This is a genomic window from Streptomyces sp. NPDC006174, from assembly GCF_040614075.1.
Classification (GTDB): Bacteria; Actinomycetota; Actinomycetes; order Streptomycetales; family Streptomycetaceae; genus Streptomyces.
Window position 1 is genome coordinate 12319 of the sequence record NZ_JBEXTJ010000014.1, and the last position, 13423, is coordinate 25741.

Sequence of the window (13423 nt, forward strand, 5' to 3'; positions counted from 1 at the left end):
GTCCGGGTGAATTCCGTGTCCGGCTCGTGCGGCGAGAAGCCCGGTGATCGCGGGGCGTCCGCCCCCGGCCGTGCGACTTGGCCGTGCAGGTGGACGGCGCGTCGGCCACGCCGTGTTTGGCACAGTGCCGCTCCATGATCGAGGAACGGGGTGAGCGGTGTGAGCGGTGTGGGTGTGCTGGCGCAGCCGGGCGGCGACCGGCCGTGGTGGTGGGCGGAGCCGCACGGTGAGGAGGGCGGCGGCGGGGGCGACCTCAAGCACAGTGATGGGCCGTGGCTCAGGGCGGCCGGTGGTGCGGAGGGCCTGGTCGCGCACCTCGGTCCGGTGAAGGCCGAGTTGGGCCGTGCGCACCAGGGGCTGGCGGCGGGGGCCGGCGGGCTGTCGGCACTCGCCGAGCTGGGTGCCGTACGGGCTTCGTGGGAGCGGCGGATCGAGACCGCCCGCGACGAGTGCCGGAGCCTGACCGGGAAGCTGCGGGCGGTGGCCGCCACCCAGTCCGAGGTGAACGGAGCGGTGAAGGGCTCCTTCGACCGGGTGAGGGTCGCTGGTGCTGGTGCTGGTGCTGGTGCTGGTGCTGGGTCCGGTTTCGGTGCGGGCTTGGGTCCGGGCTCGGGTGTGGGTGAGGCGCGGTGAGCGGGGCTGGTGGGCCGGGCGCGCTGGGGGCGACGCTGACATGGGCGAAGTTACGTGAGGTGAGGTGCGCCGAACTGGAGGAGGCGGCCGACGGGTGGGGCCGGGCCAGCAACCGTGCCGACGCCGCCCGGGACCGTATCGACACCCAGCTCGTCAACGACCTGCGCCGGACGCAGAAGGGCGAGGCGGCGCAGGCGGCGGTCAGGCGGTTGCGCCGGCTGTCGACGAACTTCCAGTACGTCTATACGGAATGCGGGCTGTTACGGACCACGCTGAACAGTCTGGCCCATGAGCTGAAGGCCCAGCAGCGCGTGCTCCAAGGGGCGCTCGACGACGCGGCGGCCCTGAAGTTCACGGTGCACCCGGACGGTTCGGTGACGTATCCGGCGGCGGGCGAGGGCTTGGTCGACGGTAAGCCGCTGGCGAGTGGCCGGGCGACAGGGGTGCCCAATCCAGGGCTGGCGAGCCCTTCCGGGCTCGTCGCGCCCAACCCGAACGCGGCGAAAGCCCAGGACATCGCGGACCGGGTCGCCCGGGCGGTGCGGACGGCGGCCGATGTGGACTGGCGGTACGCGAGAATCCTGCGGGCCCTGAAGGCGGAGGACGGCCTGGGGGTGCCGGCGGCGACGTGGACGGACGCGGCGGGCGACGCGGCGGCGGTGCGGGAGGCGGCGAACGGGTACCTCCGGCAGGGGATCCCGCACGATGCGTCTCCGACTGAGCGGAAGGCGTGGTGGGAGGGGCTGACGGACGAACACCGCGAGGAGTACCTCGCGGTGTACCCGGACCAGATCGGCAACCTGGACGGGATCCCGGCCCTGGTCCGCGATGCGGCGAACCGGGACAACCTCCAGCTGCTGATCGGAAAGCTCGCGGGGCGGGACGACGAGGACGCGGTGACGAAGCTGGCGGCGCTGCGGGAGATCGACCGGCAGTTGGAGGCGGTGCCTAAGCCGGGGGAGCCGCCGATGTATTTGCTTGGAATCGGAGATCAGGGGAATGGTCGGGCGGTCGTGTCTTACGGGAACCCGGATACGTCGCGGAATGTTGCGGCATATGTCCCGGGGCTGAATACATCGCTGGATGAAGGATTTGCCAAAGACGATCTCAAGCGAGCGCATGACCTTGCCGTTGCCTCGAACCGTCATGGGGAGTCGACTTCTGCCATCACCTGGCTTGGATACGACGCGCCCCAGTCGCCGGACGGGTGGGGAAGCCTTGCTGTTGCCGGGGGTGGCAGAGCTGCGGACGGTGGGCGGTCCTTCAGCGAGTTCATGGGTGGCCTCGTGGCGACCAATGAACATGCGGATCCGCACATGACAGCCATTGGTCACTCCTACGGTTCCCGAACCGTAGGTGCAGCGACGCAACAGGAGGGTGGAATTCCCGGCGTCGATGACATCGTGTTCGTGGGAAGCCCGGGGGTGGGTGTCGACAGCGCTGACGACCTGGGGGTGGGGCGGGATCACGTCTTCGTCGGAGCCGCTTCCAACGACATCGTGACCAAGCTCCCCGCCAAGGAACAGCTTGCTGTTGGCGCGGCCGAAATACTGGTAGGTGGGCCAGTGGCGGCGCACCTCTTCGGTGACCTCGCTGATCCGGGGGACGACGACGTCTGGTTCGGGCGGGACCCGGCCAGCGAGTCGTTCAGCGCGAGGAGGTTCGAGGTGGGAGACGGCCCACCATTGGTCGGGCTGGGTGGGTTTTCGATCGATGCGCACTCGGAATACTTCAACCCAGTGGCAGATAGAACTGCTGTGGACAATATGGCATTGATCGCCGCAGGGCGTTCTCATCTGGTCAGAGCGGAGGAACGCCGTTGAAAATTCGAGCTCTATCGGTTTTGGCGGCCCTTCTCTTGGTGGCTTCACTGTCCGGGTGTATCGGGATGCGGGGTGAGAACGTGGATATGCAAGGTGCTGCAGAACGCGCGGATCAGATTCTCGATGGAACTTTCGCGGAGATCGAACCGAACGTGCGTTGGGTTCACGGTCCGACGACTGTGGGAAGTTGCACGGTCACCCGGAGAAGAACGGTCATGACGATCGTCTCTGCTGAGCGGCGGGGCAGTTTTCTGGGTGTGGTGGATCGGTACTGGAGAAAGAGTGGATACCGTCTGAGGGCGATCAATAGCCATGTGGACGCTCCTGCGATGTATGCAGAGACCATGGACGGATATGTGGTGAGCCTGATCGTCGCTGACAAGGGGCAAGTCCACCTTGATGTGGACAGCCCTTGCGTCCAGGAATCCGAGGTGGCCGACCCCACCAGTCAGGCCACCGCGCCGCTCGACCCGGAGGCCGAGGTCATCCCTCGCCCCAACATCCACTCCGACTTCTGGTCGTCCGAGGTGCCAGAGGTCGGAGTGACATCCGGCCGTTGACTCTGGCGAGGGCATGCAACTCGCCTTCTGGCTGAGGAGTTTGAGCCAACTCTTAGGCCCACGGGCCCATGTCCTGTCCCCTGCTCGTGTGGTCGCATGTGTGGAGTGACTGACCCGTCGCCGTGCCGCCCACTCACGAAGTAGGGGACTGCCCTTGTCCGGCATATGAGGAGGTGCGGTTTCTGCTGGTGTCGGGTCGGGCCGACGGGTCATACCCCGATTGCTACAGGCGGACCTGATCCTCGTTCAGCTGATGTTCGTGGCCACGCCGGGGGGCGCGATCGAGGCCCTCTCCACGGCCGCCTCGGTGGACGCCGTGGACGGGTATCTGTTCGGGCTACTGCTCTACGCCTCCTTACCCGGCGCCAGCGCCTTCGGGCTGCCCCCGTACGTCCGTACCGGCCGCATCGGCGTCCGGCGTGGGTTCGTCGCCGCACAGGTCCGGTTCGTCCCCGGGGCGCTCTCTGGGCTGGGCGGTGGGGCCGGGGCGCAAGGGGCGCGCGGGTGGGGATGCCGGTGGCGGTCCTCGTTCTGCCGGCGCGGAACGGGAGGCGGCCGGCGGTGGTTCCGGCTCGGGTGTCGGTGGGTGAGCGGGGTGGCGGCCGTTCGGCCTGGGCGGATGGTGTGGCCGCGCTGTGGCGGCAGGCCTTCCGGAGGCGGACAGTCCCTGGGCGGAGGAGTCGAAGGTGGCTCCGCCGACCGCCGAGCCGAACGGGCCCGCGTATGAAGGCGTCTACCCGCTGACCCGGCCCAACGTCCGCCCCGGCTTCTGGTCGTGAGACGTGACCTGGACCGCCGTCACGCGCGGTGCTCCTGAGCCGTCACCGCCCCCGTGTGCTCCGGGTGCGCCGGTGGTGTGCCGCGGATGACTCGTACACACCGTCGAAAACACCCCTGAACCGTTCCGCGATGAGGGATGGTTGAGGGGTGCGGAAATTCTGGGTCCTCGGTGGCATCGGCGTGGGCATGGCGGCGGCCTTCATGGCGCTGCTCCTCGTCGGTACGTACTCGGCCGCCGCCGGTCTCGCCGGAGCGGGCGGCGGTGGTGCCGTCGCGCTGGCCAAGGGTGCGGTGCCGGCGCGGTTCCAGCCGCTGGTCCAGAAGTGGGGCAACCTCTGTCCCGCCATCAACCCGGCGCTGCTGGCCGCGCAGTTGTACCAGGAGAGTGGCTGGAACCCGCAGGCGCAGAGCCACGCCGCCGCGCAGGGCATCGCGCAGTTCATCCCGGGCACCTGGGCCACGCACGGTATCGACGGCAACGGTGACGGCAGGCGGGACGTGTGGGACCCGGCCGACGCGATTCCTTCGGCCGCTTCGTACGACTGTGAGCTCGCCGGGTACGTCAAGAAGGTGCCGGGTGATCCGACGAGCAACATGCTGGCCGCGTACAACGCCGGTGCCTACGCGGTCATCAAGTACGGCGGCGTGCCTCCTTATAAGGAGACGCAGAACTACGTAAAGATCATCCGTTCGCTGGAGAAGAGCTTCGCCCGGCCCGTCGGCCGGGTCGCGCCCTCCCGGCAGGCGGCCGGAGCCATCTACTTCGCGCAGAAGAAGCTCGGTACGCCGTATCTGTGGGGTGGGAACGGGACGCCCGAGCAGCAGGGGCGGTTCGACTGCTCGGGGCTGACCCAGGCCGCGTACCGGACCGTCGGGATCGAGCTGCCGCGCGTCGCCAACGACCAGTACAACGCCGGACCGCATCCTTCGCGGGACGAGCTGCTTCCGGGAGATCTCGTCTTCTTCTCCGACGATCTGACCAATTCGCGGGCCATTCGGCACGTGGGTCTGTACGTCGGAGGCGGATATATGATCAACGCTCCCTTCACGGGAGCGGTCATCCGGTTCGACAAGATCGATACGCCGGACTACTTCGGTGCGACCCGCGTCACCAAGGACGGCGCCGCGGCTCTGCCGACCGACCTTCCGAAGGATTCTGCTCCGGGGTGATCCATCTCTCGTCCAGGTGGTCCTCCGGGGCTGACGGACAGTCGGCCGTGGCCGGAACTCTCCGTGAAGCCTGGGCCCTGAGCTGCGACGACGAGTCACTCTTCGATAACGTCATGGTGATCATTCGGTGGAGAGTGGAACGCGGGCGAGGAACGGGCCGTTCCCTGGACAGGGACAGCGGACAGCATGCGCACCGACCATGCGTGCGCAGAACGGGACCACACCGAATCACGGGGGTTCGACCACGGTGGCGCGCATGGACGCGCGTCGCCACAGATGAAGCAGACAAGGCAAGGGGCCGCAGCAGATGGCTGGACTCGAACTCGAAGGGTCGAACCCGGACGTCAGTGTGCTCTACGGCATCAACGGGCTGGCGAAGGCCGCTCCGACCTGGCTGGACCAGGTCATGGAGTTCGTCGGTGAGTACGGGACCATGTTGGGCCTCGTCCTGGTGGGCCTCTGGTGCTGGTGGAGCATGCGCAAGCGCGGGAGCGCCGAGGATTCGGTTGCCACCGTCGCCGCGCTCGTCTGGGCGCCGCTCGCCGCCGCGCTCGCGGTCGTGATCAACATCCCGATCCGTGGATTCGTCGAACGGCCACGCCCGTTCAACGACCATGAGGGCCTTGAGGTCCTGATCCACGGCAAGACGGACTACTCCTTCGTCAGCGACCACTCCACCCTCGCCATGGCCCTCGCCGTCGGCATCTTCGTGGCCAACCGGAAGTTCGGCTTCGTCGCGCTCGGCCTCGCGGTCTTCGCCGGTGTCAGCCGGATCTACATGGGCGTCCACTACCCGACCGACGTGATCGGCGGATTCGCTCTCGGCACGGCCGTCGCCCTGCTGCTGGCGCCGCTCGCGATGGCCCTGCTGACCCCGCTGACGGGCGCGATCTCCCGCTCCGACCGCGTCGGCTGGATCGTCCGGTCGAAGAAGGCGAACGCGGCGTACGGCGAGGAGCGCGGGGACACACGCTCCATCCCCGAGCCCCGGCCGGGCACCGGGCGCGGCTATCCGGGAGAGAAGGACCTCGCCGCCTGACCCGGGCCCCAAGAGCCGCTTTCACGATCCCCCAGGCGCTTCGCGCACCTGGGGGATCGCGCTGTTTTCGGCCAGGTCCTCCGGGGATCAGGACGCCGCGAGGTGTTCAGCGGCGTCCGTGCGGGCCCGGTCTCTCGATCTGCGCGCCGCGCCCGTCCAGCCGCAGGTGCAGCGGGCCAGGCAGAACGAGCCGCGTTCGGTCGTCGTGGCGCTGTGTCCCGCCGGCGGCGGTGCGGGGCACGAAGGAGGCGGCGGGGCCGTGGTGCGGGCTGGGGCGGAGGGTTCCTCGTGCACCCGGCCAACGGTACTGGTGACCGCCTCCGAACGGGTTCCGAGGGCCGGAGAACCCGCTCGCCGCACGGCGGACGCGCCGGGGCCGCGTGACGGGGGGCGCCGGTGGTCGTTATGCGGGACGGGTGAGGGCTCGGTCGTGCGGCAGTCGTTGGGGGTTGGCAGGCGATGGTGGTGCAGCAGTACAGGGACGGAGGCGGGGCCCGTGCTGTGCGCGCCCTCGCCGTGGCCGGAGTGATCGCGGTCACCGCCGGTTGCGTCGGCGAGGCGGGTGCGGGCGGCGGGAGCGACGGCTCCGGGCAGCGTGCCGTGGCCGCGCAGCGGCCGCTCGACGTGCTCGGCCGAGCCGCCGGCGTACTCGCCGACGCGGGTGGCGCACAAGCCCGTACGTCGATGGAGACGGCGGCCGGCGGGACGCGGGTGACGATCCGGGGCGAGGGCACGTACGACTTCCGCAGGCAGACGGGGCGGGTCATGGTGGCGCTGCCCACGGACGCGGCGGGTGCGGACGACCACCGGCCGATCACCGAGCTGCTGGCGCCGGGCGCGCTCTACATGAAGAACCGCGGCGCCGGCGTTCCCGACGACAAGTGGGTCAGGATCGACACGACCGCGCTCAAGGACGGCAACCTCGTCACCGGCGGGGTCACCGATCCGATGGCCGCCGCCGAGCTGCTGCGCGGCGCCGGCGAGGTGAGTTACGTCGGGACGTCCGAGCTGGCCGGCGTGACGGTCCATCACTACCGGGGCGTCGCCGACCTGAACCGTGCGGCGCGCGCCGCGTCGCCGCAGTCGCGCGGGGCGCTGAGCGCGGCGGCGAAAGGGTTCAGCAAGGACGCCGTCCCGTTCGACGCGTACCTCGACGAGGGGGGGAGGCTGCGGAAGGTCCGCCACCGCTTCACCTTCGCCACGGAGGGCCAGGAGGCGGCGGAGGTCACGGTGGTCTCGACGCTGCTGCTGTACGGGTTCGGAGCGCCGGTCACTGTGGTGCTGCCGGACGAGGACGACATCTACACGGGCGAGATCCGGCAGGGCTGAGCGGCCGGCCGTCGGCCGCCGCCACGACCCCTACGGGAAGGGCGGGGCGGGAGGGGCCGGTTGGGAGGGGGACTAAATGGTCCGTCCGTGCCATGCGCGGCGCGTATCGCGCTCCCTACGCTAGGAAGCCGGTGCGCCAAAGGGTCGGCGAAGGGTCGGCGACGGCAGAGAGAGGTGACGCAGGTGGTGACGCTCAGCGCTCCGAACGCTCAGGACTACGTGGCTCTCGCCGAGATCGAGCTGTGCGGGGAGCTGATGATCGCGGCCTCGGCGGCGCGTGAGGAACGCCTCAGTCCTGACCGTATCGACGAGGTGCTCAACGTCGGGGACGAGACGCCCGGCGACGGTGACCGTGCTCCTCAAGGAGCTCCTCAAGGAGCCGACGCCGGCGACCGTACGTCTCAAGAAGCCGGTGCTCCTCAAGAGGCCGCTGCTCCTCAAGGAGCCGGTGCTCCTCAAGAGGCCGGTGACGGTGGCCTGAATGCCACCCTCGCCGCCGACGCGTGCACGACCGTCCCCCGCCAGGCCGCCAACCGTCAGGCCGCCGCCCACCGCCAGGCCGCTCACCAGCGGTGAAGCCGTCCCGGCGCGCACCTCCCCTCACGTCCGCAGCAGCCGGGCGATCGCCTTCGTGGCCTCCTCGACCTTCGCGTCGATCTCCTCGCCGCCCTTGACCGCCGCGTCGGCGACGCAGTGGCGCAGGTGCTCCTCCAGCAGTTGGAGGGCGAAGGACTGCAGGGCCTTGGTGGAGGCCGAGACCTGCGTGAGTATGTCGATGCAGTAGACGTCCTCGTCGACCATGCGCTGCAGGCCGCGGATCTGGCCCTCGATCCGGCGCAGCCGTTTGAGGTGCTCGTCCTTCTGGTGGTGGTAGCCGTGGATGCCGAGGTCGTGGTCGGTCACGATCTCCTCGGCGCCGACAGGAGCCGCGGCCGCGGCCGGAGTCCCCGCCGCGATGCCCACCGACTCCGCTCCCGCTTCCGCTCCAGCGCCCGTGTCCGTCGTCCCGCTGGTGGTCATCTGCGTCCTCCCGTAGTCCTCGTGCACCCGTCACCGCCTGCCGCGATGGCGCTCCGGCCTGATACGACCCTGACCCGATATACCCCTGCCGGGTATATCGTAACGAAACCGGCGGAAACGTGACCGGGGGCCCGTGCCGATCCCCGTTGCCGATGGGCGACACTGAAGAACGCCGGTTAGCCGTGGCCGGATGATGCGCCTAGCATCAGCCTGACCGAATCCAAAGCATCCCGAGGACCCCACGTGCGCTTTCGTCTGACCCCCAGGGAGACGAGCTTCTACGACATGTTCTCCGCGTCCGCGGACAACATTGTCACGGGCTCGAAACTCCTGATGGAACTGCTCGGGGCGGATTCTGCCTCCCGAGTCGAGATCGCGGAGCGTATGCGGGCAGCGGAGCACGCGGGGGACGATGCCACCCACGCGATCTTCCACCAGCTGAACTCCTCCTTCATCACGCCGTTCGACCGCGAGGACATCTACAAGCTGGCGTCCTCGCTCGACGACATCATGGACTTCATGGAGGAGGCCGTCGACCTGGTCGTCCTCTACCAGGTCCAGGAGCTCCCCAAGGGCGTCGAGCAGCAGATCGAGGTGCTGGCCCGGGCGGCGGAACTGACCGCCGAGGCCATGCCGGGGCTGCGGACCATGGACAACCTCACCGAGTACTGGATCGAGGTCAACCGCCTGGAGAACCAGGCCGACCAGATCCACCGCAAGCTGCTGGCCCAGCTCTTCAACGGCAAGTACGACGCCATGGAGGTGCTGAAGCTCAAGCAGATCGTGGACGTGCTGGAAGAGGCGGCTGACGCGTTCGAGCACGTCGCCAACACCGTGGAGACCATCGCGGTCAAGGAGTCCTGAACCTCGTGGACACCTTTGCGCTGATCGTGACCATCGGTGTCGCGCTCGGCTTCACGTATACGAACGGCTTCCACGACTCCGCGAACGCCATCGCCACCTCGGTCTCCACCCGGGCGCTGACCCCGCGTGCGGCTCTGGCGATGGCCGCGGTGATGAACCTCGCCGGCGCCTTCCTGGGCCAAGGGGTCGCCAAGACCGTCAGCGAAGGCCTGATCGCCACGCCCGTCGGGCAGAAGGGGATGGGCATCCTGTTCGCGGCGCTGGTCGGCGCAATCATCTGGAACCTCGTCACCTGGTACTTCGGCCTCCCGTCCTCCTCCTCGCACGCGCTGTTCGGCGGCATGGTCGGCGCGGCGCTGGCCGGCGGGACGGATGTGATCTGGTCCGGCGTGCTGGAGAAGGTCGTCATCCCGATGTTCATCTCCCCGTTCGTCGGCCTGATCGCCGGCTATCTGGTGATGGTCGGCATCATGTGGATGTTCCGGAACGCCAACCCGCACAAGGCCAAGCGCGGCTTCCGGATCGCGCAGACGGTCTCGGCGGCAGGCATGGCGCTCGGCCACGGCCTCCAGGACGCGCAGAAGACGATGGGCATCGTGGTGATGGCCCTGGTCATCGCCGACGTCGAGGGCCCCAACGACGAGATCCCGGTCTGGGTCAAGATCGCCTGTGCGGTGATGCTCTCGCTGGGTACGTACGCGGGCGGCTGGCGCATCATGCGTACGCTCGGCCGGAAGATCATCGAGCTGGACCCGCCGCAGGGCTTCGCCGCCGAGACGACCGGCGCGTCGATCATGTTCGGTTCGGCGTTCCTCTTCCACGCCCCGATCTCCACGACGCACGTCATCACCTCGGCGATCATGGGCGTCGGCGCCACCAAGCGCGTGAACGCCGTGCGCTGGGGCGTCGCGAAGAACATCATCCTCGGCTGGTTCATCACCATGCCGGCCGCCGCGCTCGTCGCGGCGCTGAGTTACGGCGCGGTGCTGCTGCTCTTCGGCTGAGCCGAGCTCGTGGAAGACGTACTCGTAGAAGAGACATGGGTCCGCCCCCGCTCTCCGTACCAGGGAGAGCGGGGGCGGACCCTTTCGCCTTGTGGTGGCACCGCCATGCAGCACCGCAAGGCCGTATATGACGGAGTGACTCAGCCGAAGCGGCCCGAGATGTAGTCCTCCGTGGCCTGGACCGACGGGTTGGAGAAGATCCGCTCCGTCTCGTCTATCTCGATGAGCTTGCCGGGCTTGCCGACCGCCGCGAGGTTGAAGAACGCGGTGCGGTCCGAGACGCGCGCCGCCTGCTGCATGTTGTGCGTCACGATGACGATCGTGAAGCGCTCCTTCAGCTCGCCGATCAGGTCCTCGATGGCGAGGGTCGAGATCGGGTCGAGCGCCGAGCACGGCTCGTCCATCAGCAGGACCTGCGGTTCCACCGCGATGGCGCGGGCGATGCACAGGCGCTGCTGCTGGCCGCCGGAGAGGCCGGAGCCGGGCTTGTTGAGGCGGTCCTTGACCTCGTTCCAGAGGTTCGCGCCGCGCAGCGACTTCTCCACGACGTCGTTCAGCTCGCTCTTGCGGTAGCTGCCGTTGAGCCGCAGGCCCGCCGCCACGTTGTCGAAGATCGACATGGTGGGGAAGGGGTTCGGGCGCTGGAAGACCATGCCGACCGTGCGGCGCACGGTGACCGGGTCGACGTTGGAGGCGTACAGGTTCTCGTCGTCCAGCAGCACCTTGCCCTCGACGCGGCCGCCGGGGGTGACCTCGTGCATGCGGTTCAGGGTGCGCAGGAAGGTGGACTTGCCGCAGCCGGACGGGCCGATGAAGGCGGTCACGGAGCGGGGCTCCACGGTCATCGAGATGTCCTCGATGGCCTTGTGGCTGCCGTAGAAGGCGCTGAGGCCGCTGATGTCGATGCGCTTGGCCATGGTGTGATCACTGCTTCTTTCGGAGGTCGCTGATGGCCGCGTCAGCGACCGGTCTTCGGGGCCTTCCAGCGGGCGATGCCGCGGGCCACGAGGTTGAGGATCATGACGAAGGCGATCAGCACCAGGGCCGCTGCCCAGGCGCGGTCGTACGCGGCCGCCTCGCCGATCTTGTACTGCTCGTAGATGTAGAACGGCAGCGAGGACTGAGCGCCTTCGAAGGGGTTCATGTTGATCAGCTGGCTGCCGAAGACCAGCAGGATGATCGGGGCGGTCTCACCGGCGATACGGGCGATGGCCAGCATGACGCCGGTGGTGATGCCGCCGATCGCGGTCGGCAGGACCACCTTCAGGATAGTGCGCCACTTCGGGATGCCCAGGGCGAGCGAGGCCTCGCGCAGCTCGTTCGGGACGAGCTTGAGCATCTCCTCGGTGGAGCGGACCACGACCGGGATCATCAGGATCGTCAGCGCGAGCGCACCCATCAGGCCGGACGGCTGGATCTCGAAGATCAGCATGATCGACAGGATGAAGAGACCGGCCACGATGGACGGGATGCCCGTCATCACGTCGACGAAGAAGGTGACGGCCTTGGCGAGCGCGCCCTTGCCGTACTCGACCAGGTAGACGGCGGTCAGCAGACCGAGCGGCGCGGAGATCACCGTGGCGATGCCGACCTGCTCCAGGGTGCCGATCAGCGCGTGGTAGACGCCGCCGCTGGCCTCCGAGCCGAGCACACCGGCCATGGAGTGGGTGAGGAAGTAGCCGTCCAGGCGCTCGGCACCGCGGGTGATCGTCGTCCACAGCAGCGAGACCAGCGGGACGATCGCGATCAGGAAGCAGACCCAGACGACGCTGGTGGCCAGGCGGTCCTTGGCCTGGCGCTTGTTCTCCACCACGGAGGTGGTGACGTACGAGATGGCCAGGAAGAACAGCGCGGCGATCATGCCCCACTGCACCTTGCTGTGCCAGCCGGCGGCGGTGCTGATGCCGACGGAGAGCGCGATCGCCACGGCGGCGAAGCCGACGGGAGCGAGGCGGGGCAGCGAGCGGCTGGTCAGAGCGGACTTCTTCGGCGCGGGCCCGGTGGGCGGCGTCGGACGGTCCTGTACGGCGGTTGCGTGGCTCATGCGTTGGCCCCCGAGTACTCCTTGCGGCGGGCGATGATGAGCCGGGCCGCGCCGTTGACCAGCAGGGTGAGGACGAAGAGGACGAGGCCCGAGGCGATCAGGGCGTCACGCCCGAACTCGTCGGCCTCGCCGAACTTGGCCGCGATGTTCTGCGCGAACGTTCCGCCGCCCGGATTGAGCACGTGCAGCGAGATGATGAAGCTCGGGGAGAGGACCGTGGCGACGGCCATCGTCTCGCCGAGCGCGCGGCCGAGGCCGAGCATCGAGGCGGAGATGATGCCGGAGCGGCCGAACGGCAGCACCGAGAGGCGGATGACCTCCCAGCGGGTGGCGCCGAGCGCGAGCGCGGCCTCCTCGTTCATCTTCGGGACCTGGAGGAAGACCTCGCGGCTGACGCTGGTCACGATCGGCAGGATCATGATCGCCAGCAGCACGCCGACGGTGAAGAGCGAGCGGGCGACGCCGACCTCGGTCTTCTCGAAGATGTACGTCCAGCCGAAGAACTGGTCGAGCCAGAGGTTCAGGCCCTCCAGGTACGGCACCAGGACGAGCGCGCCCCAGATGCCGTAGACGATGCTGGGGACGGCGGCGAGCAGGTCGACGACGTACGCGATGGGGGCGGCCAGCTTGCGCGGCGCGTAGTGCGAGATGAACAGCGCGATGCCGACAGCGATCGGAACCGCGATGATCATCGCGATGATCGAGCTGACGACCGTGCCGAAGAGCAGGACGGCGATGCCGAAGACCGGCGGGTCGCCGGCCGGGTTCCAGTCGAAGGTGGTGAGGAAGTTGCCTTCGTCCTTCGAGATGGCGATGGCGGCCCGGTAGCTGAGGAACGCCGCGATCGACGCCATGAGCACGAGCAGCAGGATGCCCGAACCGCGCGAGAGGCCGACGAAGACCTTGTCGCCCATGCGCCCGGTGGACTGCGGGCGCTCCTTGAGGTCCGGGGGTGCCGGCGGGGCCGGTGGTGTGTCTATCGGTGTGGTGGAAGCCATGGTCTTTCCGGTCTGTGTGGGGGAGCCGGGGGCTCCCCTGGCGGCGGTGCACCGGATGGTTGGGGCTGGGACTGGTGGTACCGGGGTGGCGGGCCGGTCCGGAGGGGTGCGCCGGGCCGGCCTGCCGTGCCGCGTGACCGGGTGGCCCCGGCGACGCGG

Annotated in this window: 14 protein-coding genes; 9 read left to right on the plus strand and 5 right to left on the minus strand. The window is 68.7% G+C overall.

The window, feature by feature from the left end; all coding sequences use genetic code 11:
- Window positions 1-150: 150 nt before the first annotated feature.
- The 5 genes from ABZ267_RS27390 (at window position 151) to ABZ267_RS27410 (ending at window position 6005) form a co-directional block, all read left to right on the plus strand.
- A complete protein-coding gene (locus ABZ267_RS27390) occupies window positions 151-633 on the plus strand; it encodes a hypothetical protein (protein WP_356750843.1) in 483 nt (160 codons plus the stop codon).
- Window positions 630-2456, plus strand: coding sequence for an alpha/beta hydrolase (locus ABZ267_RS27395; RefSeq protein ID WP_356750845.1), 1827 nt, complete (start codon window positions 630-632; stop codon window positions 2454-2456). The genes ABZ267_RS27390 and ABZ267_RS27395 overlap by 4 nt, the downstream gene beginning before the upstream one ends.
- A 215-nt stretch (window positions 2457-2671) precedes the next feature.
- The gene (locus ABZ267_RS27400) at window positions 2672-3016 is read left to right on the plus strand and encodes a hypothetical protein (protein ID WP_356750847.1); all 345 of its coding nucleotides are present in this window, start codon (window positions 2672-2674) and stop codon (window positions 3014-3016) included.
- A 927-nt stretch (window positions 3017-3943) separates the two neighbouring features.
- Complete coding sequence (locus tag ABZ267_RS27405; RefSeq protein WP_356750849.1) at window positions 3944-4966, plus strand: bifunctional lytic transglycosylase/C40 family peptidase; 1023 nt, start codon at window positions 3944-3946, stop codon at window positions 4964-4966.
- 307 nt (window positions 4967-5273) lie between these two features.
- On the plus strand, window positions 5274-6005 hold the full coding sequence (locus tag ABZ267_RS27410; RefSeq protein ID WP_356750851.1) for a phosphatase PAP2 family protein: 732 nt from the start codon (window positions 5274-5276) through the stop codon (window positions 6003-6005).
- An 87-nt stretch (window positions 6006-6092) separates the two neighbouring features.
- Here the strand turns inward: ABZ267_RS27410 and ABZ267_RS27415 are convergent, their stop codons facing one another.
- The gene (locus ABZ267_RS27415; protein WP_356750853.1) at window positions 6093-6299 is read right to left on the minus strand and encodes a hypothetical protein; all 207 of its coding nucleotides are present in this window, start codon (window positions 6297-6299) and stop codon (window positions 6093-6095) included.
- Window positions 6300-6464: 165 nt separating this feature from the next.
- Between ABZ267_RS27415 and ABZ267_RS27420 the strand changes: the two genes are divergently transcribed.
- A complete protein-coding gene (locus ABZ267_RS27420; RefSeq protein ID WP_356750855.1) occupies window positions 6465-7334 on the plus strand; it encodes a hypothetical protein in 870 nt (289 codons plus the stop codon).
- 183 nt (window positions 7335-7517) lie between these two features.
- Window positions 7518-7910 (plus strand): hypothetical protein, encoded by a 393-nt coding sequence (locus ABZ267_RS27425; protein WP_356751250.1) that lies wholly within the window; start codon window positions 7518-7520, stop codon window positions 7908-7910.
- 24 nt (window positions 7911-7934) lie between these two features.
- Here ABZ267_RS27425 and ABZ267_RS27430 read toward each other — a convergent pair whose 3' ends face one another.
- Complete coding sequence (locus tag ABZ267_RS27430; protein ID WP_356750857.1) at window positions 7935-8354, minus strand: metal-sensitive transcriptional regulator; 420 nt, start codon at window positions 8352-8354, stop codon at window positions 7935-7937.
- A gap of 243 nt (window positions 8355-8597) precedes the next feature.
- On the opposite strand from ABZ267_RS27430, the gene ABZ267_RS27435 reads away from it, so the two are divergent.
- Both ABZ267_RS27435 and ABZ267_RS27440 read left to right on the plus strand, forming a co-directional pair.
- Window positions 8598-9218: a DUF47 family protein gene (locus ABZ267_RS27435; RefSeq protein ID WP_007449359.1), complete on the plus strand. Its 621-nt coding sequence runs from the start codon at window positions 8598-8600 to the stop codon at window positions 9216-9218.
- Window positions 9219-9223: 5 nt separating this feature from the next.
- Window positions 9224-10222, plus strand: a complete 999-nt coding sequence (locus ABZ267_RS27440; RefSeq protein WP_356750859.1) for an inorganic phosphate transporter — start codon at window positions 9224-9226, stop codon at window positions 10220-10222.
- Between the two features lie 140 nt (window positions 10223-10362).
- Here ABZ267_RS27440 and pstB read toward each other — a convergent pair whose 3' ends face one another.
- The 3 genes from pstB to pstC are packed head-to-tail and all read right to left on the minus strand — an operon-like array spanning window position 10363 to window position 13264.
- A complete protein-coding gene (gene pstB / locus ABZ267_RS27445) occupies window positions 10363-11139 on the minus strand; it encodes a phosphate ABC transporter ATP-binding protein PstB (protein WP_356750861.1) in 777 nt (258 codons plus the stop codon).
- Window positions 11140-11180: 41 nt separating this feature from the next.
- Entirely contained in the window at window positions 11181-12266 is a 1086-nt protein-coding gene (gene pstA / locus ABZ267_RS27450; RefSeq protein ID WP_356750863.1) for a phosphate ABC transporter permease PstA, read from the minus strand.
- On the minus strand, window positions 12263-13264 hold the full coding sequence (gene pstC / locus ABZ267_RS27455; RefSeq protein ID WP_356750865.1) for a phosphate ABC transporter permease subunit PstC: 1002 nt from the start codon (window positions 13262-13264) through the stop codon (window positions 12263-12265). The genes pstA and pstC overlap by 4 nt, the downstream gene beginning before the upstream one ends.
- Between the last annotated feature and the right edge of the window lie 159 nt (window positions 13265-13423).